The 26,288-nt window shown below is 41.2% G+C and carries 25 protein-coding genes and 1 pseudogene; 11 read left to right on the forward strand and 15 right to left on the reverse strand.

Features of this window, described 5'->3' with window-relative positions; genetic code table 11:
- Positions 1 to 75: 75 nt before the first annotated feature.
- Positions 76 to 321, forward strand: coding sequence for a glutaredoxin domain-containing protein (locus E2R53_RS08790; protein WP_133311407.1), 246 nt, complete (start codon positions 76 to 78; stop codon positions 319 to 321).
- A gap of 37 nt (positions 322 to 358) precedes the next feature.
- On the opposite strand, the pseudogene E2R53_RS08795 reads toward E2R53_RS08790, so the two are convergent.
- The 5 genes and pseudogenes from E2R53_RS08795 to fadH all read right to left on the reverse strand — a co-directional run.
- A pseudogene (locus tag E2R53_RS08795) lies at positions 359 to 898 on the reverse strand (manganese catalase family protein); the annotation flags it as partial.
- A 60-nt stretch (positions 899 to 958) separates the two neighbouring features.
- Positions 959 to 1,648, reverse strand: a complete 690-nt coding sequence (locus tag E2R53_RS08800; RefSeq protein WP_133311408.1) for a DUF3993 domain-containing protein — start codon at positions 1,646 to 1,648, stop codon at positions 959 to 961.
- A 203-nt stretch (positions 1,649 to 1,851) separates the two neighbouring features.
- Positions 1,852 to 2,091, reverse strand: coding sequence for a hypothetical protein (locus E2R53_RS08805; RefSeq protein WP_133311409.1), 240 nt, complete (start codon positions 2,089 to 2,091; stop codon positions 1,852 to 1,854).
- A 152-nt stretch (positions 2,092 to 2,243) separates the two neighbouring features.
- On the reverse strand, positions 2,244 to 3,470 hold the full coding sequence (locus tag E2R53_RS08810) for an EAL-associated domain-containing protein (RefSeq protein WP_286166123.1): 1,227 nt from the start codon (positions 3,468 to 3,470) through the stop codon (positions 2,244 to 2,246).
- Between the two features lie 112 nt (positions 3,471 to 3,582).
- Positions 3,583 to 4,347: a 2,4-dienoyl-CoA reductase gene (fadH, locus tag E2R53_RS08815; RefSeq protein ID WP_070878009.1), complete on the reverse strand. Its 765-nt coding sequence runs from the start codon at positions 4,345 to 4,347 to the stop codon at positions 3,583 to 3,585.
- 219 nt (positions 4,348 to 4,566) lie between these two features.
- On the opposite strand from fadH, the gene E2R53_RS08820 reads away from it, so the two are divergent.
- Complete coding sequence (locus E2R53_RS08820; protein WP_133312231.1) at positions 4,567 to 5,376, forward strand: metallophosphoesterase; 810 nt, start codon at positions 4,567 to 4,569, stop codon at positions 5,374 to 5,376.
- 11 nt (positions 5,377 to 5,387) lie between these two features.
- On the opposite strand, the gene E2R53_RS08825 is transcribed toward E2R53_RS08820, so the two are convergent.
- The 3 genes from E2R53_RS08825 to ppx form a co-directional block, all read right to left on the reverse strand.
- A complete protein-coding gene (locus E2R53_RS08825) occupies positions 5,388 to 7,487 on the reverse strand; it encodes a sensor domain-containing protein (protein ID WP_133311411.1) in 2,100 nt (699 codons plus the stop codon).
- Positions 7,488 to 7,600: 113 nt separating this feature from the next.
- Positions 7,601 to 9,712 carry an RNA degradosome polyphosphate kinase gene (locus tag E2R53_RS08830; RefSeq protein ID WP_133311412.1) on the reverse strand — a complete coding sequence of 704 codons (2,112 nt, stop codon included), beginning with the start codon at positions 9,710 to 9,712 and terminating at the stop codon, positions 7,601 to 7,603.
- A gap of 205 nt (positions 9,713 to 9,917) precedes the next feature.
- Entirely contained in the window at positions 9,918 to 11,447 is a 1,530-nt protein-coding gene (ppx, locus tag E2R53_RS08835; RefSeq protein ID WP_133311413.1) for an exopolyphosphatase, read from the reverse strand.
- Positions 11,448 to 11,589: 142 nt separating this feature from the next.
- Here ppx and E2R53_RS08840 point away from each other — a divergent pair, with 142 nt between their 5' ends.
- The 4 genes from E2R53_RS08840 to E2R53_RS08855 all read left to right on the forward strand — a co-directional run bounded on the left by E2R53_RS08840 (position 11,590) and on the right by E2R53_RS08855 (position 15,863).
- Positions 11,590 to 12,087, forward strand: a complete 498-nt coding sequence (locus E2R53_RS08840) for a L,D-transpeptidase family protein (protein WP_133311414.1) — start codon at positions 11,590 to 11,592, stop codon at positions 12,085 to 12,087.
- A gap of 99 nt (positions 12,088 to 12,186) precedes the next feature.
- Positions 12,187 to 13,482, forward strand: coding sequence for an MFS transporter (locus E2R53_RS08845; RefSeq protein ID WP_133311415.1), 1,296 nt, complete (start codon positions 12,187 to 12,189; stop codon positions 13,480 to 13,482).
- A 246-nt stretch (positions 13,483 to 13,728) separates the two neighbouring features.
- The gene (locus E2R53_RS08850; protein WP_133311416.1) at positions 13,729 to 15,237 is read left to right on the forward strand and encodes an HD domain-containing phosphohydrolase; all 1,509 of its coding nucleotides are present in this window, start codon (positions 13,729 to 13,731) and stop codon (positions 15,235 to 15,237) included.
- A gap of 155 nt (positions 15,238 to 15,392) precedes the next feature.
- Entirely contained in the window at positions 15,393 to 15,863 is a 471-nt protein-coding gene (locus tag E2R53_RS08855; RefSeq protein ID WP_133311417.1) for a YkyB family protein, read from the forward strand.
- A gap of 66 nt (positions 15,864 to 15,929) precedes the next feature.
- Here the strand turns inward: E2R53_RS08855 and E2R53_RS08860 are convergent, their stop codons facing one another.
- From E2R53_RS08860 to E2R53_RS08870, 3 genes are all read right to left on the reverse strand, one after another.
- Positions 15,930 to 16,478 (reverse strand): HD domain-containing protein, encoded by a 549-nt coding sequence (locus tag E2R53_RS08860; protein WP_133311418.1) that lies wholly within the window; start codon positions 16,476 to 16,478, stop codon positions 15,930 to 15,932.
- 18 nt (positions 16,479 to 16,496) lie between these two features.
- Positions 16,497 to 17,399, reverse strand: coding sequence for a chemotaxis protein (locus tag E2R53_RS08865; RefSeq protein WP_133311419.1), 903 nt, complete (start codon positions 17,397 to 17,399; stop codon positions 16,497 to 16,499).
- Between the two features lie 253 nt (positions 17,400 to 17,652).
- Complete coding sequence (locus E2R53_RS08870) at positions 17,653 to 18,972, reverse strand: MFS transporter (RefSeq protein WP_133311420.1); 1,320 nt, start codon at positions 18,970 to 18,972, stop codon at positions 17,653 to 17,655.
- Between the two features lie 230 nt (positions 18,973 to 19,202).
- Between E2R53_RS08870 and E2R53_RS08875 the strand changes: the two genes are divergently transcribed.
- Positions 19,203 to 20,486, forward strand: a complete 1,284-nt coding sequence (locus E2R53_RS08875) for an NCS2 family permease (RefSeq protein WP_206197371.1) — start codon at positions 19,203 to 19,205, stop codon at positions 20,484 to 20,486.
- A gap of 155 nt (positions 20,487 to 20,641) precedes the next feature.
- Here the strand turns inward: E2R53_RS08875 and E2R53_RS08880 are convergent, their stop codons facing one another.
- Positions 20,642 to 21,121, reverse strand: coding sequence for a DinB family protein (locus tag E2R53_RS08880; RefSeq protein ID WP_133311421.1), 480 nt, complete (start codon positions 21,119 to 21,121; stop codon positions 20,642 to 20,644).
- Between the two features lie 50 nt (positions 21,122 to 21,171).
- Positions 21,172 to 22,419 (reverse strand): ATP-binding protein, encoded by a 1,248-nt coding sequence (locus E2R53_RS08885; RefSeq protein ID WP_133311422.1) that lies wholly within the window; start codon positions 22,417 to 22,419, stop codon positions 21,172 to 21,174.
- 220 nt (positions 22,420 to 22,639) lie between these two features.
- On the opposite strand from E2R53_RS08885, the gene E2R53_RS08890 reads away from it, so the two are divergent.
- The 4 genes from E2R53_RS08890 (at position 22,640) to E2R53_RS08905 (ending at position 25,243) form a co-directional block, all read left to right on the forward strand.
- Positions 22,640 to 23,197 (forward strand): PadR family transcriptional regulator, encoded by a 558-nt coding sequence (locus tag E2R53_RS08890; protein ID WP_165970933.1) that lies wholly within the window; start codon positions 22,640 to 22,642, stop codon positions 23,195 to 23,197.
- Entirely contained in the window at positions 23,187 to 23,651 is a 465-nt protein-coding gene (locus tag E2R53_RS08895) for a GNAT family N-acetyltransferase (RefSeq protein WP_165970934.1), read from the forward strand. Before E2R53_RS08890 ends, E2R53_RS08895 begins: the two co-directional genes overlap by 11 nt.
- Positions 23,652 to 23,784: 133 nt before the next feature.
- Complete coding sequence (locus E2R53_RS08900; protein ID WP_070877110.1) at positions 23,785 to 23,982, forward strand: hypothetical protein; 198 nt, start codon at positions 23,785 to 23,787, stop codon at positions 23,980 to 23,982.
- 844 nt (positions 23,983 to 24,826) lie between these two features.
- Positions 24,827 to 25,243, forward strand: a complete 417-nt coding sequence (locus E2R53_RS08905; RefSeq protein ID WP_133312233.1) for a collagen-like protein — start codon at positions 24,827 to 24,829, stop codon at positions 25,241 to 25,243.
- A gap of 207 nt (positions 25,244 to 25,450) precedes the next feature.
- On the opposite strand, the gene E2R53_RS08910 is transcribed toward E2R53_RS08905, so the two are convergent.
- Positions 25,451 to 26,068 (reverse strand): TIGR00725 family protein, encoded by a 618-nt coding sequence (locus E2R53_RS08910; protein WP_286166124.1) that lies wholly within the window; start codon positions 26,066 to 26,068, stop codon positions 25,451 to 25,453.
- 12 nt (positions 26,069 to 26,080) lie between these two features.
- A complete protein-coding gene (locus E2R53_RS08915; RefSeq protein WP_133311425.1) occupies positions 26,081 to 26,281 on the reverse strand; it encodes a hypothetical protein in 201 nt (66 codons plus the stop codon).
- Positions 26,282 to 26,288 lie beyond the last annotated feature (7 nt).

The raw sequence follows: 26,288 nt of genomic DNA on the forward strand, positions 1-26,288 counted from the left end.
GCCCGCCATCGAAGCGCAAAATTTTATCCTTTCTTATCTTATAAAAAATGAAATCCAGTACTTAAAGGAGTTTTTATGTCACAGAGCAAACGTGTTGAAGTCTACACACAGCCTGACTGCCCGCCATGTCAGATTGTCAAGCAATTTTTAGATCATCACAAGATTGAATATAAGGTATTTGACGTTTCTAAAGACGCCAATGCCAGAAGCAAAATGATAAACGAATTGAAGTCTTATTCAACCCCTACTGTTACAGTTGATGGAGAAATTGCAGCAGGATTTGATCTGCAAAAGCTTGAAAAGCTGCTGGAAATTTCGTAAGACATATAAAAGCCGGCCACCTGAAATGGCCGGCTTTCTATATGCCTGCTGAACGCATCAGTCTTTTAGCAATTTCATCAAAATCCTCTTTTGAGATTCCCGGGGCAAATTCTTCGGGAATTTCGTTTAATTCAGGCATCGGATCTCCCGCAGGCATTCCGTCGAATACTTTCAGAGGCTGGCCATCTATAGGATGCGTGCCTTTCCAAATCTTATCAATGTCTCTATAATCCGTATCGCTGAATGTATATAACCGCAGATGCACCCCTTGATCTTCAAACTTTTTTGCATGGACAAATGCTTTATTATCAAGATTCGGAATTGGAAGCATCTTTCCCAGATCTACTCCTGTTATCACTTCGAGAGCTTTTGCATACACAACGACATGCACTCCTCCACGTAAGAGCAGGTAGCCAATCATCTCTCTTGCTACAGGATGCTCGGTCATTTCATAAACACGCATTTTATGTGTCCTTGCACCGCACTCCAAAAAGAAGTTATGCAGCAAATCAAGGACTAAGTTTCCGCTGTTGAACACGTTCTCTCACGTCCACGGTTTTCCCATGGAAACAAATGGATTTACGAAAAGATCCATTTTTCAGACTCAAAAAAACACAGGGGCAGCGATCCCTGTGTTTTACTCACCGTAATAGGCAAAATCCATTTGCTGATCTGGCTGGTAATAAGCAGTTAAAAAGTTCTTGGCTTTAAAATAAGATGTCCATAAAAACGAAAGATCCTGTTTATTTTGTAAAGGTTCAGCTTCATTTATATCTTCAAGAGTATTTGAGAAAAGCATGCTTACGTTGATTGCTGAATCATCTTCTTTTTTTTCTTCAGCTGCTTCTGCTTTGGGCTCTAGATCTGAATATTGAATGGAAGAAATTTTGTAGCTTCCGTCTTCCTCGGTAAATTCAACTGTTTCAAAATGATCCTCATAACTCACAGGTCCTTCGTCTTCAGCAGGGAAAAACTGATAAAGCTTCAGCTTGCTGTTCTCACTGCCGAACTTCATGGTTTCATCGTAATTAAAGAACGGAATGCCGTATGGTGTGAAATCACTGCCATACACAATATATTTTTCATTACCTTTGTGTACATTTTCTTTCATATATCCATCAATAAATTCATCTGTAAAGTAAGGATCCAATGTTTGTTCGATTTCTTCAAGGGAGCGCTCATTTTCCGTCAGAGTGAGCTGTATCTGCGCTGCTTCACGAGTCAGTTCAGCCGCGTCGTCTTTGTTAAACGATGACTGAGCAAAGCCTGCATGTCCAAAACCCAACAATAGAATAAGTGCGGCGAATGTGCTTGAAATGAATTTCATTTTTAATCCTCCCACCTTTTTTTCGTATCTTATGTCTTAGTCTCTAAATTTTATCAGACTAATTGTCGTTTCTGCTCCATTTTCATCCACAAAATACCATCATTTTCTGACAATTTCTCTTATATAATTCATTACCCTTATAAAAAAAGGATAATCCTGAAATTTCAAATCAATAAAAAAACAGCGGCAAATGCCGCTGTTTTTCACCAAGATCTTGTAAAGGCCAGATAGAAAACAAAGAGTAATAAGAACCCTAAAAAAAAGATCCATGTAAGAAAAACCGGGTTTCGAAGGTATGGATGCTTTTGAATCTTTTCATTAATTTGTGTATCCATTTCACTTCTTCTTGCATCTACCAATCTTCCCACGCTGATCGTATAGAGAAGTCCCCCCGCAACAATCATGAAAGCAACAATAGCAAGTGCCATCGTGAATTTATCCATTGTGTCACTCCTTTTAGTAAGAACAAGTACGAAGCAGATTTAGGATGCACTTGTGGTGTATCCGCTTTTCTTATTGTCCAGCTCCATCGCCTAACTCCTCGGCCAGAACGGATCCGCTTTTCTTATTAGAATGACACAACCAAAAGAAATTATTACAAAAGGGCTTCATTTTCGTAAAGGTAAGAGTACGGCAAATCCAAGAAAAGATAGTGCTGCTGATCGATTGGGTAGGAGAAGGTCCGGATGGTTTCGCCTGTTTCGATGTCGCTGTATAAATCGCTGAAAAATCCTTTTTTCCTTATTTGCATTTTCATAATATTTTCAAGAAAATACGGTCTCCAGCTCCAGTTTTTCATGTAATAGCCAGGCTGAAATTCCCATGCTCCGTCCAGTTTGAGAATATTTCCTGATTGCTGAAATCCGTCGCCGTCACAAATGTAGATTCGAAAGCAGCAGTCTGACAGCTGCTGTGATAGCTTTGTGATCAGTTCATCAAATTCAATTCCCGGTTTATTCTCTTTTGAAATCAGCACATGCACTTTTTGATGAAACGCTTCTGAGATTTCATAAAATTGCTGAAGCTTCTTTTTTTCATATTGGATAAATCCATGAAATTCCCGTGTCATTTTTTCTTTTATCATATATGGTTCAATAAATTCTTCTTTAGGAGTCTGAAGATAATCCCCTTGGAAGTAGCGGCCGCCATTTTTCCAGGCATATTGAAATTGAAAGTTGACTTCAATTTCTTCGTACAGAATGGTAGCCCCTATTTTCCTCGCCAGAAGAGAAATGGAGTACAAAACGTCATGATACGTCTGCAGGGGTGAAGTTAATCTGAGGGGCTGAATATCAATTTTCAGGATATTGGGCATCAGCATACCGATGCGGTCAAGATTGCTGCTTGCTTTTCCGACGTTGTCCACAGCTATTTTAATGCCGTATGTACGATAATAAGTGAATACGTGTGTCAGCTGACGAATGTCCCCTGTGAATGTGTGCTCTGTTATTTCTATAACGATCCTCTCAAGGTTGCCGCCTTTTTCTTTCCATGCAAATAATTGCTCAAGCAGGCTTTCTCCGTGATCAAGCATTAGTAAATTTGCATCACGGTTAAGGAAAATAAGCGTGTCATCGTTCGTTAAGAGAAAAGCATCAAGTGCCATATGTAAAATGTGATTATCTGCTTCTAGCCGGTATTCATCGGGAATGGATTCATCCTTAAAAAAAGGCCCTAAACTTTTCGTTTCCTCTTCCAGATGGATTCTCCCGAGTATTTCATACCCGATCACTTTTTGTTCGTCTGCGCTGAAAATGGCTTGATAGAACGGTTTTACGTGCTCTAAGTTTGTCATAATATCTAAAGGATCCATATATGCCATTCCCCACTTTCTCTCTCTGTTTTTGTATGATTATACCACATTTGGATAGATTCGAACGTGAAAGTAAAAATGGATTCTCCTGTAAAAAAGAGAATCCATCGGCATTAAGATATTAGAACGGATGCTGATTCAGCCACTGGCCGCCATCCATTGTAATGCACTCGCCATTTATATAGCCGGCTGCATCTGATAAGAGGAATGATGCAAGGGAAGCGATTTCCTCCGGCGTGCCTAACCGGCCGAGAGGTACACTTTGAAGCGTTCTTTTTGCAGCTTCTTCTGACTGCCAGAGTTTGTCTGCTCCGCCTGTTCTTTCAATCGGTCCAGGTGCGATAGCGTTAACGCGGATTCCATATTTCTTGCCCCACTCCACAGCAAGCGTTCTTGTCATGGACAGGACACCTGCCTTTGCTGCAGCAGAATGGATAACTCCCGCACCTGCGCCCCATGCATATGTAGCAACCATATTAAGGATGGCACCTTTCTGCTGTTTCTCAATCCAATACTTGCCGGCAGCACTGCTGCAGTAAAACGTACCATTCAGCACGATATTAATGACTGAGTTCCACCCATTAACTGAAAGCTGTTCAGCCGGACAAATAAAATTACCTGCTGCGTTATTAACAAGACCGTCAATACGTCCAAATGCTTCATCTGTTTTTCGGATCAATTCCTCAGACATTTCCGGTACTCGGACGTCCATTTGAAAGGGAATAATCTTTCCTTCCAATCCTTGCATCTCTTCCTTGGCAGCCTCTAATTTCTCAATCGTTCTGCCTGTAATCACCACATTTGCACCCTGTCTGGCAAAGCTTTCTGCCATCGCTTTACCCATCCCGCTTGAACCGCCTGTTACAATCAACACTTTATCCTTCATCAACAACACCCCCAAAATGAATGACCATTCATATTTTATCATATAATTCTTCTATTTTCTAACTATTTCAACTATTATTTAGTAATAGGACACGATTCGAATCTTCTATACGCTCAAATTCTTTAGATTCAATGGATTAAAATAGAAAGTTTGCGGAGGAGGACCAATGTGTCAAAAGATATTTCAAGAAGAGCCTTCCTTAAAGGGTTAGTCGGAACAATGGCAGGAACTTTGATTGCAAGCATCGGCGGCTACGTTTATGCAAGATATATTGAACCAAAACTCATTCAAACAAAAACAGTTGAAATTACAAGCAGTAAATTGCCGTCCTCTTTTGCTGGAACAAAAATTGTCCAATTCAGCGATACACATCTTAGCGGGGACTACCCGATCAGTCAGCTCGTTAAAATTGTGAACAAAATAAATCAGCTGTCCCCAGATCTTATTTTTTTCACGGGGGATCTTGTCGATAAGCCGAATCAATTTGGCTATTTGCATCAAATTGCACCAGTTCTAAAAAAATTGAAAGCAACGTTAGGGAAATTTGCCATCTACGGGAATCATGATCATGGGGGATATGGAACAGCTGTTTATGAAACAATCATGAAGGATTCGGATTTCAAACTGCTTAAAAATAATGGAGAAAGAATCTCTTTGCTTGATGGGGCTTCCATCTTTGTTGCAGGACTGGATGATATGATGCTTGGAAGACCTAACTTTGACCAGACGCTGCGCGGTGCTGACAGCACTCTCTATACCATTCTGCTTGCCCATGAACCAGACGCTGCCCTTGAGGCAAAAAAGTATGCTGTTGATCTTCAGTTATCAGGACATAGCCACGGCGGACAAGTCCAGCTTCCTTTATACGGCCCGCTCATCACACCTCCTTTTGCATCCATTTATACGGAAGGCCTATATGATCTGGATTCTATGAAGCTTTATGTGAACCGGGGACTTGGTACGACCAGGCTTCCTTATCGCTTTTTTTCAGTGCCGGAAATTACTGTTTTCACAATAATAAAAAGCTAAAAGGCGCAAGGTTAAGAACCTGCGCCTTTAGCTTTAAGATATGTCTGCTCAATTTCATCCGGAGGCAATGGCTTCGAAAAGAAAAACCCCTGTCCTTTTTGACAGTTTAATGCTTTTAGATGAGAGTATTGCTCCTTAGTTTCGATTCCTTCTGCAACCACTTCAAGTGAAAGGCTGTCTGCAAGATGAAGAATTGTTGTGATAATTGCTGCGTCCTTTTCATCTGTCATGACATCTTTGATAAACGATTGGTCGATTTTCAGGGAATCAATCGGAAATGTTTTAAGATAGCGAAGGGATGAGAAGCCCCGTCCAAAGTCATCGATGGAAATGGAAACACCAAGACGTTTTAACCTCTGCATGGTTTCCAGAGCTTCTTCCGGATTTTGCAGGGCACCCTCCGTAATTTCAAATTCGATTTGATGGGGCGGAATGTGATACGTCTGAAACAAAGATTGAATCATATCTGCCAGATAGTATTGCTGAAATTGCTTTGAAGACAGATTGATGGCAACTTTTACAGGACAGTGCCCCTTATGGTTCCATTCTGAAAGCTGTTTGCACACTTCTTCAATAATCCATTCACCTATCGGAATCATCAGACCTGATTCTTCCGCAACCGGAATAAATTCAGAAGGCGGAACAGAACCCAGCGCCCTGCTGTTCCATCTAAGCAATACTTCAAAGCTTTTTGTTTCCATCGTTTTTAAAGCAACCTGAGGCTGATATAACAGTGAAAATTCGCTGTTTTCAAGTGCTTGCCTGAGACCCGTTTCAATCGCAAGCAATCCGCGGGAATTCTGGTTCATTCCGGCGTGATAGATCTGAAAGCGGCCTCTTCCTCTTTGCTTGACGTCATACAAAGCCATATCTGCATTTGTAATCAGCTGAGCTTCTTCTCTTCCGTTTTCAGGATATAGGCTAATTCCGATGCTTGGGCTTATAAAATATACAAGGCCGCCAAGATGAATTGGTTCGGCAAATACGTCAAGAATCTGCTGTGCATACTGTTCCGCCAAGGACTTGCCCGCATTTTTGAACAGGAGGATAAATTCGTCTCCTCCTTGCCTGTACACTTTATATGATGGTATTTCAAGCGACTGCAGACGGATACTGACTTCTTTAAGGAGCAGATCGCCAATCGAGTGTCCCATTGTATCATTCAGCATTTTAAAGCGGTCAAGGTCGATATACATAAGTGCCAGTTCCCGGGTGGTATGGTCTTCAAGCAGTCTGTCCAGATCCTTTTTTAACGCTGTCCGGTTTAACAGGCCTGTAAGCGAATCATGATAGGCCATATGCTTAATCAGGGAATGATGGCGTTTTTGCTCAGATGTGTCCTTAGCGATTAAATAAATACCCTGTATATGGCTGTTTAAGATAATTGGAATGGTCTTAACATGAAGATGCACTTCCTGATTTTTCATCTTGAGCTTTGATTCGTCCTCCACTGCTCTTCCCTTAACTGCCTGCGAAAACAGGGAAGCGATCTTCTCCCTGTCCTCTGCAAACAAGTCAAAAACGGACTTGCCGATGAGCGAAATCGTGAACGCTTTTGTTAAATCGATTGCTGCCGGATTGGCTGAGACAATTGTCCCATTTAAATCCAATGAAAAGATGCTGTCTATATTATGATCAAACAGTGATTTGTATCTCTGCTGACTTTCAATCAGCTTCTTCTTTTCTGACATCCTTTCAGAAATATCGCGGGTGACGGAAATAATGTAAATGACATCTCCCTTTTCATTCATTATCGGGGTAAGAACAGATTCACCGAAAATGACGGACCCATCGATGAGCTGCACTTGATCCTGATAGGAGAACGGCTGCTTTGTCTGCATGACGACCCTGTACATTTCGAGCAAATGATCGGCCACTTTCTTATCCATTACATCTGACAAAGATACACCTTCATAGCCTTCCCCAAGCCCTGCATGCTTCACGCCTTCCTCATTTACAAAAACATAGCGCACTTGGTCCTGATCAACCTTCATTAAAAATACGAGGTCTTTTATATGTTCTAAAATGATCGTAAAAATAATCGATTCGATTTTTTCAATATATATCTCTGACTGAAAGTCTTCTATGATTGCTTTCTTTAATTTGTTCATAAACCCTCGTCCTACTTTTATCTCATTTTTCCTAATAGTAACACAAGGAGTTCTTTAAAACCTCCCTCTTTTTTTTATCAGAAAAAAGAGTGCTGTTTAAGCACCCTTAATCATTATTCTTCGTCTTCTGATACCCTGTATGAAAGCTGTGCAAGGATTGCCTGGCTGTCGATTTCAGGTTCATCAGCTAGTCTTGAGACATATTGATAGTTCCCGGAAGGATCTTGCTCCCGCGCTTTTACATTGTCTGTCAGCATGATGGACAAGAGGTTTGAAATTCTTGATTTTATGCTGCCGTCAAAAACAGGAAAGAGAATTTCGACACGCTTTTCCATATTTCTGGTCATCATGTCTGCAGATGAAAGGAACATTTTCTCTTCTCCGTTATGATGAAAATAATAGATTCTGCTGTGCTCAAGAAACCTGCCTACAATGCTCCGCACTTTAATATTTTCGCTGATGCCTTTAATACCCGGTCTTAAACAGCAGGTGCCTCTTACAATCAAGTTTATATTCACACCTGCATTTGATGCTTCATAAAGCTTCATGATAATGACTTTGTCTGTAAGTGAATTCATCTTGGCAATGATTCTGCCATTTCCGTGGTGCTTGTGATAATCAATCTCATGATCGACAAGCTCTAAAAAGTCGCTGCGTATGTCAAACGGGGCTACAGAAATATGGTGAAATTCCGGTTTTTCAGTATAACCGCTCAAATAATTAAAGAAGTTGGTGGCATCAATTCCGTACTTATGGTTGGAAGTGATTAAACTCATATCCGTGTAAATTTTTGCAGTCTGATCATTGTAATTGCCTGTTCCTAAGTGGACAAACCGCTCAATTCGGCTGTTTTTCCGTCTTACAACCAGTGTAATCTTGCTGTGTGTTTTTAAGTAGGTCATTCCGTAAATCACATGGCAGCCTGCTTTTTCAAGCTCTTTTGCCCATTGGACATTATTCTCTTCATCAAAGCGAGCCTTCAGTTCAACAAGCACGGTCACCTGCTTACCTTTTTCCGCTGCACGCTTCAGGGCCTCAATAACAGGCGAACCCCCGCTTACTCTATAGAGAGTCTGCTTGATAGCAAGGACATCCGGATCATCTGCAGCATCCAAAACAAAATCAATAACAGGCTCAAATGATTCATATGGATGATGCAAAAATAAATCCTGAGCAGCAGCAACTTCAAAGATATCATCATTTGAGGATAAGTCCTTCGGAGGCTGGGGGATGAATGTTTCATATGTAAGATGATCAAATTTTGTACTTAGCTCTTTATAAAAACCAAATAAAAAAGTAAAGTCAAGCGGCCCGTCAATCTCATAAACATCATTTTTATGAATTTCTAATTCTTCCAGAAGATAGGACATCATTTGAGAATCATAGAAATCCTTTCTCACTTCAAGTCGGACGGCAGCTCCCCATTTTCTTTTCTTCAATTCCTTTTCAATTTCCTTAAGAAGGTCCCTGGCGCCTTCTTCATGGATCGTCATATCCGCATTGCGCGTGATTCTGAACGGGGTGACGGAAAGCACGTCAAATCCGTGAAATAGTTTATAAATATAATAGGCAATAATATCTTCCAGAAGAACATATTCATGTCCTCCTTCAGGCGGAGAAATGGAAACGAAGCGTTCTAATACAGCAGGCACTTGAACGATAGCGGTTTTCGTGCGGTATTCAATTGATTCGTTTTGATCTTCGAGTTTAATGACAAGGTTGAGGCTCTTGTTCAGCAGCATCGGAAAGGGACGATATGCATCAACAGCCATTGGGGTAAGAACAGGAAAGATATGTTCGTCAAAATACTGCTCTATGATCTTTTTTTGGTGAGGAGATAAACTTCTGACGGTTGCAAACGCAACGCCTTCTTTTTTTAAAGCAGGCACGATCATCTCGTTGAATGTGCGTGTTTGCAGCTCTACAAGTGAATGATTCTGTTCGGCTATTTGCGACAGCTGCTGCTTTGGGGTAAGTCCTGCTTTGTTTTCAGGCTTACTGAAGCCTGCTTTCACCTGGTCCTTAAGCCCTGCGACCCGGACCATGAAAAATTCGTCTAAATTAGAGCTGAAAATCGCGAGGAACTTCAGCCGTTCAAGCAGGGGATTTCGTTCATCAATGGCCTCTTCTAATACTCGTTTATTAAAAGCAAGCCAGCTTAATTCGCGGTTGTTGTAATAAAGAGGGTTACCAAGCAATATCTGATCGATGTTTACTGTGCTCATGTAAAAAGTCACCCTTTTAAATTAGTCATTTGGATTCACCTGTTATGATAGCACTTTAAAGAAAGGGAGATGTAAATTTATTGTAAATATTGTATGTGGTTTTTGTAAAAATAAGATCAAGAAAAGTACTGATTTTGCTGAATCAGCCAGATTGAATCGTACGCGACAATTTTTGTGATTTCAATCTGGCCAGTGAATGCGGCTCTCAGCTTTTCTGAAAATGAAACACAATGTTTTTCTTTAAGATCTTTTCTAAATTCTTTTTTTGCTTCTCTGCCTGGTATTGCTCAGGACTGTAATTCCCATCACAAACGACAGTGTATTTTACACGATCATGATCTTCTTCAAGTTTCAGCGCATTAATGATATTTCTTCTCGTTGCATTTAAGCTGTACGCGAGCTTAATGATCGCGCCAAGCAGCATCATATTCCTCTGTTCCACTTTAGAGAACCAGTGTTTATATGGCGCACCATATTGCTTAAACGCTGATTTGCTTTTAAAAGAAGCAATCAGTGCGAGCTGCAGCCGTTCCTTGTGAAGAAGTCCGTCGATTGTCCGGTTGGCAATTAAATAAAATGTATGCTGGCTGCTGGATTCAGAATCAATGTACTGGCCAAGATTATAGACAAATGATGCTCTTCTGATTAAGATAATATCGTCATCTGACGAGGAAAGCAGTCCTTTTTCAGCAAGGTCTTTATACAGCTTTATCGCGATCTTGGTTACATACTGAACATGATGAAGGTCGATATCATAATCACTGAGCAGCTCATGAAAGCTTTCTTCAATAACACTGGGGAATATGGCCGAGCCAGTTCCCTTCCTCAAGTCTTCATAAAAAACACCGTCTCTCAGTCCTTTTCTGCTTAAAATAAAATTGTCGGCACGGACGATTTCATACAGTGCTGTAAAAACATGAGCAGCAGGGATGATTGTATCCGCACGGTCTTTTGACAATCCGTCTGCTCTTTGCAGTTCATGCAGCGATAAAGTAGATAAAAAGTGCTGAACATCTGTCAGATTTCTATGAGTCATTTCATAAAGGTGAACCCCTGCAAGCGGATATTCCTGCATGGCCTGATGAATTTGCACGATGTTCCTGGCACTGCCCCCGATTGCTATAATCGGCAATTCTTTATTTGAGAGCCATGGAAGCGTATGAAATTCCCTCGAGAGGAACTGCTTTAAATCATCCACTTCTTTCTCAGTCGGAATTTCCTGTTTCACAAAATATTTTTTAAGGGAAAGAGCGCCAAACGGAAAACTGTGATAATGAATCAGTTTTCTATTTTCAAAATATGTAATTTCTGTGCTTCCCCCGCCGATGTCAATTGTAATTCCGCTGCTGATCTGAGTGGAATTGACAACAGCCAAAAAGCCGTAATAGGCTTCCTCATATTCAGACAGAATGCGGATTGAAAAATCTGTTTCTTGTTGCACCTTCTCCAAAATGGCTTCTCTATTTTCTGACTGTCTGATTGTTGCAGTGGCAACACATTTTACGTTTTTCAGGTCATGATGTCTTGTCACTTCCTGAAAACTGTGAAGAGCTGAAACTAAAACGCTGATTCCTTCGTCATTTAAGAAGGAGTCATCATTTAAATAATTTCGGAGCCGTGCGGCAATTTTCACATTCTCAATTTCTTTTAAACGCTGACTTTTATCTCTCTGGTAGATAACGAGCCTCATTGTATTTGAACCAATATCGATGATTGCATATTTTTCTTTAATCAAATTCGTTCAACTCCTCTGAATATACAAAAAATTATACCACAGCATGCCAATTCTCATCTATTCGGACGGGGCAACAAACACCCTGTTCAGACATAAGCTGTAGCACAGTCAGTCAAAATTATGGTAAAGCGGTGAGTTGTCTATGGTCCATCTAGTAAAACCAGGTGAAACTCTGAACACAATTGCGCTCAACTACCGGGTCAGCCCTGCTGTTCTAATCAGAGTCAATCATCTGACTGATCCAAATGTGCTGCTCGTCGGACAGCCAATTATTATTCCGGGTCTGCCCGAACCTGCTTCTATCCCGTATACAATTTCAGTCTCAGTCGGCAAGAGAACGCTGACTCTTTATAACAGCGGACAAGTAATGAAGGTTTACCCGATCGCTGTAGGGAAAATAGTAAGCGGAACACCCATCGGCGATTATGTCATTGTCAACCGGGAACCGAACCCGGGCGGCCCTTTCGGAGTGCTCTGGCTGAGTCTGTCTAAAATTCACTACGGCATTCACGGAACAAATGATCCAAGCTCCATCGGCAAAGCAGTTTCAAGGGGATGCATCCGAATGCAAAACCGGGATGTGCTTGAACTGGGGTCGATTGTTCCAAACGGTACAAGGGTTATCATAAGACCTAATTAAGAATCAGCCATTTTTTTACAAAAACTTCATATTAATATAAACTTTTTTCTATTATAATAACTACTGTGACCGATACCCTGCAAAATAAGGAGCTGTGTGATGAAAATCTTTGAAAATAGAAATTTTGTGAAGCTCTTTTTTGCTGCTTTGGCATCACAAATGGGCACGACAATCGGTAATATGGCTTTTGCCTTTTATTTGCTGGACCGATTCAGCCATCAGCCCTCTTTTGCAACAATGGCTGAGCTCATGTATTCCCTTCCGACTCTATTTGTTTTCTTCTTAGTCGGTGTCGTAGCTGACAGGTTTGACCGGAAAAAAGTAGCTGAAAATTGTGATTGGATCAGAGCTTTTCTTACCGTCCTTCTTTTTGGCTCATTATTCTTAAATTCCATTCCGCTCGTGTTTTTCTTATTATTCCTGCGGAGTGCGGTTACGAAGTTTTTTTATCCTGCAGAAGCAAGTCTTGTACAGAGTATTTTGAACAAAGATCAATATGCCCAGGCAGCAGGCCTGAATCAGATGCTGTTCAGTATTTTCATGGTATTTGGTGTCGGACTCGGAGCTCTGGCCTATAAAACGATCGGACTGCAGGGAGCTGTAGCTGTTGATTTTTTCAGTTTTGTCATCTCTGCCGTTCTGATACGCAGATGCAAAATCCCGATGGAAGCAAGGCTGCCAAATGGAAAAATAAAATGGAAAGATTTCAGCATCGGGGCCTCTTACAGAGACTTCAAAGATGGAATCCTTTATATTGCCAGAAATAAATTATTAGCATCTCTGATTTTCGGATTTTTTGTGTTTGGATTTGTAAACGGAGCATTTGCCATATTGCCAATCTTTACGATGAAGTATGAGCTGTCACCTGATAACTACGAAAAATACGCTTCATACTTTGCGATTTCACTTGGAATCGGACTTCTTGCCGGAAGCGGAATCGGGACGTTCATTTCCTCTAAAATCAAACCGCATCAGATGATGATTTATCCGATTTTCCTGAGCGGCATTTTGATATACATATTAGGTTTGACAGATCATACGGGTATCTTTTTAGCTGTTGTTTTTATGATTGGGACATGCATTGGTCCTATAAATATAGCCATTGGCGGCTGGATGCCGAAAATTGTGCACCCTAAGCTGATGGGCCGGGTCAGCGGCTGGATTGATCCTCTCATGATGTTTGCACAATCGATCACCCTCGGGATGATAGCCATACTTTTCCCGAAAATCATCAGCAATGTTGAGTATCTCTATTACGGAATGGCGACCGTAATTCTTCTTGTCTTCCTTTTTTACGCATTTACCCTGCCGAAGCTGAGCAGGGAGCTTGAATATTCAGAGGCTAAGAGACCGCATCTCGCTTCAAACAGGAAAGGACAAGTTCATATCTCTTAACCTCCAATAAGATAAGTGCAAGCGACCGTTTAGCTCAGGCATGGCAGATCCTTTCTGTCCGAGGAGCCTGAGCGATCCCGCTGCCATTGATGCGAATATTTTATCCTTTCTTATCTCTCAAAAAAGACAGCGCGCGCTGTCTTTTTTGATTCCCCTCTTTTACCTTTTTAAACTAAAACCTGTTAAATTTTCGGATAAATGGCCGATATAATTGAGGAAGTCTGACTTTAAAGGTTGTGGCACTGTTTGAACACATATAAAGATTTCTTAAAAAAACTCCTGGTTAATTATTTTATTGGATCTTTCATCGCTGTTTTTGGAATCGGCTCTTTATTCATGTTTTCCACTTTAGTCATCACTGCTTTTGAAATAGGCATTCTGGTATTTATATTATGTATATCCATTGTTTGCATGGGGCTTTGTGAATGGTTTGCATTCAGAAAGCATATAGATCCCATCAAGCGGGTATTTAAAAATGGAGATCTTTCCATTGAAGCCATCGAGAATGCATTCAGACAAACACATCGCTTTCCACTGCTTACGGTTTACCGGATTTTCGGACCCCATCTTTTCGGTCTATCAATTCCCGCCGTCTTAATGGCAGCATTGTTTATCCGGTATGATTTGCTCAGTCTGCCGCTTTACTATACTCTTCTGGCGTCAGTGGGAGCTGTCCTGATTGCCGGAATGCACAGCATCATTGAGTTTTTCTTATCTTCAAAAGCGGTTAAGCCTATGCTGATCAATCTTCGGAACAAAGCGCTGATGCTCCACGGTGCAGATTTAACATCAGAAGCGGAAATCCATATATCCATTCAGCAGAAGGTGCTGTACAGCGCGATTTATATTGGGGTCTTTCCCCTTCTCTTATTTACATTGGCCACACAAATTCGTTTTCAGGAAAATGCCGTTCCGCTTTTATCTGAATATTGGAGCTGGGCCATTTTAATCTTAATGGTGTCTGTCTTGTTCGCAGTGTTCGGTGCATTTTTATTGTTTAAAAATATATCGGAACCAATTGAAAAGCTCCAGGATGGCATGTCAGAGGTTGAGCAGGGGATCCTTTCCTACAGAAATGAAGTGTATTCTGATGAATTTTCGAAATTGATCGCAGGCTTTAATAAAATGATCCGCGGACTTAGAGAAAGAGATCAGATTAACAGTCAGCTTCTTGAAAGCCTGTATACAACGCTAGCATTGGCACTCGATGCAAGAGATCCTTATACAGCCGGCCATTCAGTCCGCGTAGCGGAGTATTCCGTATTAATCGGCAGAGAAGCAGGATTATGTGAAGAGAGCCTGGACACCCTCCGGAAATCCGCCCTGCTCCACGATATAGGCAAAATTGGCATAAGGGACAGCATTCTGCTTAAGGAAGGACGGCTGACACACGCGGAATTCGAAGAAATTAAGAAGCATCCGGTCATTGGAGCCGGCATCTTATCGAATGTGCAGCCTGGCGAAATGATGGAGCCGCTCATCCCCGGTGTGAAGTACCATCATGAACGCTATGACGGCATGGGGTATCCTGAAGGACTGACGGGCACTGACATTCCATTATACGGGAGAATTATGGCCGTTGCGGATGCCTATGATGCCATGACATCTGACCGCCCCTACAGACGCGGCATGGCGCCTGAAAAAGCGATGTCCATTATCAAGGAAGGAAAAGGCACCCAATGGGATCCGGTGTTTGCAGAACTATTTCTGAATGTATTGAACGGCCAAAACGGTGAAGAATCAAAATCAGTATAAGCGGTTTGGGGGAGACATCCGCTTATACTGAACGATCTTATCCCTTTCTTTATTATGATCATCCAGTTCATGCACTTTTTTCGAATAAGTTGCATTTTACACATGAAAACGTATAATTTAGAGTAAGCATAAATAACCAGCAAAGGAGAGAAAGAATGGACGATCATAATCGAAACCAGCCATTGAAGCCGACAACTGAAAATATTGCCAAAGCGATTTATATTGTGAACCGCCATGCAAAAACAGCTCCGGACCCTAAGTTTTTATATACGCTTAAAAAGCGTGCACTTCATAAACTGCTGAGTGAGGGAAAGGCAAAAAAGGAAGGTCTCCACTTTTCCAATAATCCCAGAAACAGCAAACAGCAATCAGATGTACTTGTCTCTGCAGGAGAATATTATTTTCATATGCCTCCCACAAAAGAAGACTTCGAAAACCTCCCACATCTTGGTTCACTGAATCAAACATACCGGAACCCAAAAATACATTTATCTTTAGCAAAAGCTAAAGCGCTGCTGCAGCAATATGTTGGCATAAGGGAATCAACGCCTGCTGGATCAGCTCCTAATAAACCTTCTCCTACATACAAAAAACCAGTCTTTAAACGTTTAGGCGAAAGCTACTGACCGTTACGGAATAAGAGCATGATCCATTTTGGACCATGCTCTTTTCCCTGTTATCCGGCATCTATCCTATTCGCTGAAAAACTCCTCAACCAGGCGTTTGTATACGAAGAAAAAACTCGGAACCTCTTTAGGTTCAAGGTTCTTAAAAAGGTTTTCGGCAATTGAACGGTGATACCATGCCTGTTTGTCTTTGCCGCGGTTAAACATTCTCCAGATATCATCTCCATGCTTCTTGTGTTCCTTCATAAGGCTTTCAAGGTTATCCAGTTTATCTGCCGCTAAAACCGCTTTTTCCTCAGCGCGGGCATGCAGGGCCGAATGTATGGTGTGCTGCTTCCTTTCTTCCCATTTCAATGATTTATCTTCGGTATTAAAAGCAACAAGAGAGGCAACATCCGCACCAAACAACTCTTTTATTTGCTGGAGTGATGTTTCCGTATCCTCTACTGTATCGTGCAAGAATCCAGCTGCAACAACCTCTTCTCTGAAATCAGCTTTAAAGAGAATGAGCGCTGTGTTCTCCACGTGTGTGAAGTATGGACCTCCGTTAAGTCTCCGGACCTGCCCTTCATGGGCGGCTTCTGCAAATCGTTTTGCTCTATCTGTTAGATTCATTTTGATCACCTGCTATTTTTAAAGAATATATTGATCAATCTTAGTAACCAGTTCAGCAATCTCAGGCTTGCTGACTTGTGCATCGGCTCCTACTTTTTGACCCTTATGTTTCAAGTCGTTTGTGATTAAAGACGAAAAGATGATAACCGGCAGGATGGCGAGCTTATTATTTTCTTTCATTCGTTTCGTCAAATGATGGCCGTCCATTTGCGGCATTTCAATATCCGTAATCACAAGCTGAACTTCATCTTTCACTTCCTTGCCCTCTTCAGACAATGAATACAAATACTCGTATGCATCTTTTCCATTTTCAAAAAACTCAAGATTTACAAAGCCTGCCTCTTGCAAGGTATCATGAAGAAGACCTCTCAGTAAAGGAGAATCCTCCGCAATCACAATTCTTTTTGCAGAACGTTCCCGTGTTCCCATTTTTTTCACTTGATCAATATGAATGCCTGATTCGGGATTTAATTCCACCATCATTTTCTCAAAATCAGGCAGCAGAATCATCTCGCCCATCCATTTCACAACACCTGTTATTTGGCTTTCCAGCCCCTGATAAAGCCTGGATGGCTTTTCGATTAAACTCCATGAAATCCGGTGAATTTGTGTCACACTGTGAACATGAAAAATAACTTTTTGCTGATTAAACTCGGTTACAATCAGCTTATCTGAATGAGGATTTTCACTTTGATCAAGACCGAGCGCTTTTGCTGCATCGACGACTGGCAGTACTTCTCCCCTAAGCTCAGTGATTCCTTCCACATTTGGATGAGCATGGGGAACCTTTGTGATGCTTTGGAGCTGGATAATTTCTTTTACTTTTATCACATTAATGCCAAATTTCAGCCCTGCCACTGTAAATTCGACGATTTCAAGTTCATTTGTTCCGCTTTCTAATAAAATCTCGGTTTGCTGCATTGTATTCTTCCTCTCTCCGTAAAAAATAACCCATATAGGTTTATTATCGGACTGTCTTCTTTTTTATAAAGGAAACCAGATAAAAAGCTTGAGACGGGTCTCAAGCTTTTTCTTAGAGAGTGTGTTTGCATTGAATGATAATTTTTTTCATCTGCAAGTCCTGCAGAGTCAGCTCCCCAGCGGCTCCTTGTCATGGGATATTACATAAGCATCTCACCCATAAATAGAACAAAGGCATTGATAATGGATTTTGCTATCTATCTTCATGCGGAACGAATGAATGAACAATCAGACCAATTAAAGCAAGGACCATCAGAGATCCAATGGCAATTCGGCTTGCGATATCGCCGTAATCTGCCAGTACAAGCGTAATTGTCCCGTACAGTAGGGGTCCTGCAATAGATGAGACTTTGCCGGAAAAAGCAAAAAGTCCAAAAAATTGACCTCTCTTCTCTTTTGGAGTCAATTCAACAATAAAAGTTCTGGATGTAACCCACATTGAACCAAGGGATACACCAAATAAACTTCCCGCTATCCAGAACATCAGCGGATTGACAGCAAATGCCGCGAAAGCAAGAGCTATCAGGAGTATAACTGCCACAAGCGTAATGCTTCTTTTCGTCCCGATTGACTTTGTAATATAACCAAAAACAAATGATCCTGCGATGCTTGCAACTGTAGAGACGAGATAGAGAAGGATAAACTCGCCTGATGAAAAACCGACAATAGCTTTTGAATAAATTGCCATCATTGTTATGGCTGTGGCAATCGCATCGTTTAAAAAGAAGTAAGCAATCATGAACAAAAACGCAGCCCTATGTGTACGTATATCTTTAAATGTTTGATAAATTTCCTTATAGCCGCTTATGAAAGAAGACTTTTTCTGTTCCTGCAAAATCGGCTCTTCTTTTACAAAAAGAAATAATGGCAGTGAAAAAAGAAGAAACATCAGAGCTGTCGGAATGAAAGCATGATGATAGCCCGAGTCTTCGATAAAAGGATACACTGTTAATCCAACCAGCGTTCCTACATAACCAACCGCAACTCCAAAACCTGAAATTAATGGAATTTCTTTCTGTGTTCCTAGATCCGATATCATGGAATCGTAGAAAATCAAACTTGAATGGTAAAAAAATTTCGCAATGATAAACAGCAAAATAACAAACACTAATGCCAGGGGAAGGCCAAATATGGTCTGGGAAAAATGTGTCATAGCGAAGACTCCCATTAATATGGTGCAGGCAACTGTTATTAGGGTGAATGGAAGAATATATCGTTTTTTTCTGCCCGATCTGTCAATCATCACGCCGAACAGCGGTGAAAAAAGAACAAGGAAAAAGCTTGCAGCAGCATTGGCGTACGAGATAAATGTGCTTGCTATTTGATCGAGGCGTTCGTTTTCACCGATCACTTCCTGAAGATAAAAAGGAAAAAAGATGGTCGTAATGTTTGAAGAAAAAATGGTGTTGGCAAAATCATAAAGCGCCCATGACAGGATCGGAAGGGAAAAATAAAGATGCCATGCTCTCTGCTGTTTTTTTAACGCATCCGGCTGTTGATCTATTTGGGCCATATAAGTTCCCCCATACTTTTAATTAGTTTTATTCCCATATAAATTCTTTACCTGAACTGGAACTCCCTGCTTATTTACAAATATTTAACACCAGCGCGGGTACAGCCTAAAAATAACAAATAAAGATAATGCACAAAGTCTCCCGGCTTGATATAATGCTATATGTGAATCGGCGTTTGCCGATTGTACGGGTTGGGTCGAGGGTTACTTTACAAGGAAGGTTTTAAAAATTGCATAAGTACTTTCAGCTTAAGCAACATGACACGACGGTCAAAAAAGAGCTGCTTGCAGGAATGGTTTCCTTCTTTACCATTGTGTACATTGTTGTCGTAAATGGAGCGATTCTCGCTGACGCCGGCATTCCGATTGAAGCAGGAATCATTGCAACCATCTTAACTTCATTTGCAGGATGCATTTTGATGGGCTTTATCGGCAATACTCCCATCATTCTAGTTCCTGGAATGGGTGTTAATGCATTATTTACGTACACAATCTGCGGATCGATGGGACTTTCATGGCAAGAAGGACTTGCAGTTGTCTTTATATCCGGCATTCTTTTTGCCATCGTTGCGTTTACAAAGCTCTCAGGCATTATCAGCGCTTCTATTCCAAATTCGCTGAAAGAAGCCATTACTGTTGGAATCGGTATTTTCCTTACATTCATTGGTCTTCAAAAAGGCGGCATTGTAACAGGCAGCGACACGACATTTGTTAAATTGGGCGACTTTACAGATCCCCATGTGATTGTCACACTGATCACCCTGCTTATTACGATTACTTTGTTTGCGCGAAACATTCCAGGCAATTTCTTAATCAGCATTCTGCTTGGTACAGCCATTGCTGCAGGGTTCGGTTTGATTAACAGCACACAAGGTCCTGCATCTGCATTTTCAATGGGTTCTTATTTTGAAATCTTCGGTGCGATGTCTTTTGAAAAAATAGCGGATCTCGCCTTTTGGACAGCGACTTTTTCATTGACGATGGTCATCGTTTTTGAAAATATCGGACTTGTTCACGGGCATGTTAACATGATAAACAGACCTGACAGATACATTGGCTCGCTTCGGGCAAATGCGATATCTGCCATTACAGCAGGACTATTCGGCACAAGCCCCACTGTGAGCACAGTGGAAACAGCAGCTGGAATTTCAGCAGGGGGCAGAACAGGCTTAACAGCAATAACAACCGGTTTGCTGTTTTTAAGTTCATTGTTCTTTTTGCCTTATATCAAAATGATTCCAGACAGTGCCATTGCTCCTATTCTCATTTTAATCGGCGGATTGATGATTCAGAATATCCAAAACATCGATTTGAAAGATTTTACGGAAAGCTTTCCGGCATTCCTGATTATCGCGCTCATTCCACTCACGTACAGCATTGTTGATGGAATGGCTTTTGGATTTATTGCTTACCCGATTTTAAAACTGGTCATGAAGCGGACAAGAGAAGTAGCGCTGCCTTTATACGTCATTGCGCTTTTGTTTCTTGCAAACTTTATTACACATACAATATAGTAAGGCGGAAATCGTCCGCTGAATACAAGAAAACCGCTCAGGCAACTGAGCGGTTTTCTTCTGCTTATTTTTTAATTTTTATCAAGATCAAAACAGCACTGAACAAAAAAATCGCACCGGCAGCCGCGAGTGCCTGGATCAGAAAATCTGTCATGCTATCCCGGTGCTTTCGTTTTTTCCAGGAAGGCATCAATTTGAGCTTTATGATGGAGATCATGACCAATAAAATCCTCCATGTAGCTTGCAATCGTAAATGGATGATCGCCAATTTTAAAATGAAATTGAAGTTCTTCCCCTTCAAATTTCAATAAACCATCAACTGCTGCAGAGCGAACCTCCATAAATTCAGCAATAAGTTCATCCTTAGTTATCCCGCTTTTTGCATATTCCGCTGCCCTGTCATTCACACTCTGAAAATCAGGAAATGGATCCAGTACGGCATTTTCCTTAAGCTTACCAAGTCTCTGATCTAACGTAAAACGGTCCCAGGCAATCAAATGAGAAACGATTTCTGCAGCAGACCATTTTCCTTCTTGGATAGGCTGAAACCATTCTTCATTTCTCATTTGCTTTAAAGACAGGATCCAGGAATCAAAGCTGCTATAATGATTTTTCATTTCTTCCATTGTTTTCATAGAAATCCCCCCTATTCCTCACTTCTCCGCGAACGTACGTTTCTCCTTCCTTACTGAAACAAATGAAGACTGATTGTCACAGTTGTTCCTTTGCCAATCTCGCTTTCATATTCAACCGTGCCCTTCATTTCACGGATAAGCCGGTTCGTAATCATGGAACCAAGGCCAGTCCCCTTTGATTTTGTTGTATAAAACGGCAGGCCTAAATGCTGCAGTTCCTCTTCTGTCATTCCTTTTCCAGCATCTTTAATAACAATGATCACAGTGCCGTTCACATAATTTGTTTTTTTAGTAATTTGAATATCACCGCCGTCCTCCATGGCTTCTATTCCATTTTTAATCACATTCATTAATGATTGCTTCAAAAGTGCAATATCGCCATATACTGAACTTTTTTCTTCGCTTTCATAAGTTAAAGTCACATTTGAATAAGATCCCAGAGGTTTTAATAGCTCTATGATGTCTTCTAAAACTCCATCAATTTCTATTTTGGTCAATTCATGATGATGGGGCTTGGCAAGCTGTAAATAGTCTGTGATGATTTTATTCGTGCGGTCTAATTCATCCAGAATTAAAGGGGAAAATTTTCTTAAATTTTCATCCTTTGTATCCTGCTGGATATATTGAATAAAACCTCTGACCGTTGTAATTGGATTCCTGATTTCATGAGCAATGGCAGCTGCCATCTGACCGATTGTCGTCAGTTTATCGACATAAACCATCTCATCAAATTGTTTATTGGTTTTAATCAAGCTCTCAATAATAAAAATCATCGACATGTAGGAAAGATAAAACGCTAAAAAGTAAACCAAGTAAAATTGAAATTCCAGAAAATTTATATACGTATAGATGATTGTAATGTAGACGAGAAAATAGGTGCCTACTATAGCCGTCCCGCTTATGTACTTCATTTCTGTTTGAATAAAATACTTTCTGAACAATAACCCCATTACGTAAGCTGCCAGAGTGATGATAATCCCGATCAGGTAGAAGTCTCCCCCAATTAAATATCTTGCAAGACATGTTACAATAAGGACAATTCCTCCTGAAATCCAGCCTGAATAAAGGGTTACAATCAGGACAAACACCATTCTTAAATCAAAGTAAGTTTCACCAAGCGTTTCAATAGGATAGGCCATGCAAAGCAAGGCCCCAAATGCACTGATCAGCCCGTAAATGACCCTTTGTTTTACAGAAGGCTTTTGCTTTGTATTAAAAGGGAAAAATAGATTTGCGTTAAAGGTCAGCGAAAATAAAATCGTAATGTTGACAAGTAAAGGTTTAATAATAGATAACACTTAGTTTCCCCCATAAAGGAAATAATTTTTTCAAACACTTTATTTTACCTGATACATTCAATAATTGAAAGATTTATAAAAAACATTCATAATCTTTTCATTCCCTGTCTTTTAAAACATGAATCACGAAGTAAAATCATTGCTAAATGGTCAAACTAGACTATATAATTTAAGTAAGCTGAAAAGAGCTGCATCAGCTTCGGTAAAGCGAGGGTACACGATGTCCATGAAATTAGTTATTCTCGGTCTTTTAATGGAACGGGATGCCCATCCTTATGAAATGAAACAAACGATGGAGCAAAGACATATGGATCATTTTATGAAACTGCAAAAAGGGTCACTCTATTACGCCGTAGAGCAGCTTCACAAAAAGGAGTATATAAAAGTAGTGGATGTGATCAAGGATACAAACAGACCCGATAAAACCATCTATCAAATTACCGATTCCGGGAAAAAGCTGTTTCACAAGCTGATTCTTGATGAATTGTCCACCGACTCCAATTTATATCATCCGCTGTTTACAGGCGTAGCGTTTGCCTTGCATGGAAATCAGCAGGAAATAGCAGATATCCTTGAAAAAAGACTGACGTTGACCGAAAAAAGAATTAGAGAGCTTTCTGGCATTTTAGACTTTTATAAACAATTGCCAAGGGCAGTGATCCATTTAATTAAAGGGTCCATTCTTCACGGAGAAGCTGAGCTTGCCTGGCTGAAGAATTTAATTGCAGATGCCCGTGCAGAAAAACTACAAACACTCGGTGGTGCTGATGAAAATTAGATTATTCGAACCAAAAGACCTGAACACCATTGTCAATCTTTATATAGGGACTGTACATGAAGTCAACCGCAAAGATTATTCCGATATGCATTTGAATGCGCTCGCTCCCAAAAACATGGATTATTACTCAAATTGGAGCGATTTGCTGACGGCGAATACAACTCTTGTAGCCACCAAAAACCAAAAGATTATTGGATTTGGAACCCTGTCACATGTCGGAGAAATTCACTTTCTGTATTCTCATATGGATTATCAGGGAAAAGGAGCGGCATCCGTTCTGCTTCAGGCGCTCGAAGAAACAGCAAAGGAAGCGGATCACAAGTGCCTGTCCGTCTGTACAGGTATTACCGCTAAGCCCTTTTTCATTAAAAAAGGATATACACTTATTACAGAGCACTACGTTTCAATCGATCCGATGCTTTTTATCAACTACAAAATGAAAAAACAACTGTAAATTTCCTGTAAACGATTTCGTTTTGGCGATTTTATGACATCTTCTTATATTTGTTAGATCAGGGCTGCAAACATGGTAAAATACAATCTGTGTTTTCAGCTGTTCTATCAATAAAAAAGAAGGTGTTTTTTCGGTGGGAACCGTTTTATTGTTTCATCATAATCAAGAAATGACAATCTTAGAGGATGTAACAGAAGAGAAATATGCAGACTTAAAAAAGCAATCAGCATGCGGGACATGCAGCTATAAAATAAATGACCGTGAAATCAAGTTCTCAGAAATTCAATTTACCGTCTGGCAGGAACAGATGGATTGGGATTTTGGGTATTGATAGAAAAGCGGAGCCGACTGTTCAGACCCGACAGACAGATAAGGATCCGGCCGTAAAGGCGCTTTTTGCCTTTGCGGACGGATCCGTTCTGGCCGAGGGGCTAGGAGGTGGAGCTGGACAATGTGTGAAGCTGAAATCCCTGTTTAGCTCCGACAGACAGATAAGGATCCGGCTGAAAAGGCGCTTTTGCCTTTACAGACGGAGCCGTTCTGGCCGAGGAGTTAGGCGATGGAGCTGGACAATGAGAAAAGCGGAATCGCCTGGTTAGACTCGGGCAGACAGATAAGAATCCGGCAGTAAAGGCGCTTTTTGCCTTTACTGCCGGATTTGTTATGGCCAAGGGGCTAGGAGGCGGAGCTGGACAATGTGTGAAGCTGAAATCCCTGTTATCGCAGGCAGAAAGATAAAGGATTAGCTTCGGGATTGGGTACTCATAGAGTCCGTTTGATTCCTCTGTTCTCACTCCCAAAACCGTCTTCGGTAAAAGAGCATTTTACAAAGGTTGTGATGTGAATTTAGGAGGCAGCTGGAAAAAAGAAAGTAAATCCGCCAATCCGGCAAGTAAATGAAAGATTTCCGCTAGTAAAAAAGGCATTCTGGACAGTATTCACTCTGAATTGGAAAGTAAGCTGCAAAATCTAAACGTCCTCCAAGTTCATAACTGAATTTAGAGATTAAATACCTTCATAGAGTCCATTTGATACCATTTTTCTTACTCAATCCTCAAATGTTGTCCTCATCGCGTCTGCCAAATTTAATTTGTCTGCAGAATATTCCACTATCACTCCCTCTTCTATTCCTGCATATGGTGTATGTGTAGGCTAATGAGGAGAGGAATGTGAATATGTATTATCCATATAATCGTCAAATATTCATTGGAACGCCAGGCGGAGGATTTGGACCAGGAGGCGGATTCGGACCGGGAGGATTTGGTCCCGGAGGTTTCGGACCGGGAGGCGGAATGCCGCCAGGACCGCCGCCAGGATTTGGAGGAGGAGGACAGGGTCAGGCGCCAACAGGACCGCCGCCAAGTCAAATCCCCCAGCAGGGACCATCCCTTTTTGCGGTTGATCCAGGTGCCATCAGCGGCTGTTTATTCCGTTTTACGTACGTCTGGCTTAACAACGGCAGAAGCTTTTGGTTTTACCCAACCTTTGTCGGCAGAACATCTGTAGCAGGATACAGATGGAGACCGCGCCAATTCAGATGGGATTATTTCGGCATCGATACACAAAGAATAGCTTCTTTTTCTTGCCGTTAATCCGAAAAGCGGAATCGCCCGTTTAGCTCCGACAGACAGATAAGGATCCGGCTGAAAAGGCGCTTTTTGCCTTTACAGACGGAGCCGTTCTGGCCGAGGAGTTGGGCGATGGAGCTGGACACCCGAAAAGCGGAATCGCCCGTTTAGACAAGGCAGAAATTAGAATTCACTCCACGAAAAAAATCAGACCCCACAAGGTCTGATTTTTTAATCTCCAATGATACCGGTATTCTTTCCTTCGTCGAGAGGATGTTCAATTCGCAGGAACGCTCTGTCTACTGCCATTTTAGCTGTGTTTGCATAGTGAATTTCAACGGTCCTTCTCTCGTCAAGATAGGCACCTTCGAAAGCGACTTCCTTTACTTTGGTCGCCCATCCGCCTGATGTTTCGATGACGACAACCGGCTTTTTATTCATGTAGGCGGCTGACAGTTCTCCAAGCGTGCCGTTTCCGCCCCGAATCATAATGATGGCGTCTGATGAATGAATTAAGATCAAGCTTCGGTAATCAAACGACATGCCGGTTGTGATGGGAACATCCAGATAATCATTTGCAACATGCGTTTCATCTCCTGCGAGAATGCCAATGACGAGTCCGCCTGCCTGTTTTGCCCCTTTTGATGCAGCTTCCATCACTCCGCTGCCGCCGCCAGTCAGGAGCACGGCATTTCTCTGCGCAATTTCTGCTCCAACCTCTTCACTTATTAATTGAATGTCTTCGGGAATATCTCCAGATTGGCCGATTACAGCTATTCTCTTCACGTTTATCCCGCCTTTTGATCCTTTTTCCCTTATTATACTATGTATGACCTGAATTTTTCTCAAAAAAAAACCGCCTTAGAGGCAGCTTGGTTCTTTTAAACTATTGTTCGTTTGCATCAAAAACGAATTTCTTCTTGAGGCTTGATTCATTATGGCATTAATTTCATTTTTATAAAAGGAAAGATGTTCGTAGGATATGGCAAAGAACATCTCCTCCTTCAATTTTTTCACGATCTGTATTTCCTTATCTGTCAGCAAAGTTTCATCAATCAGCATAGAATCA

It is taken from the genome of Peribacillus frigoritolerans (assembly GCF_004358755.1).
Lineage (GTDB): Bacteria > Bacillota > Bacilli > Bacillales > Bacillaceae > Bacillus_P.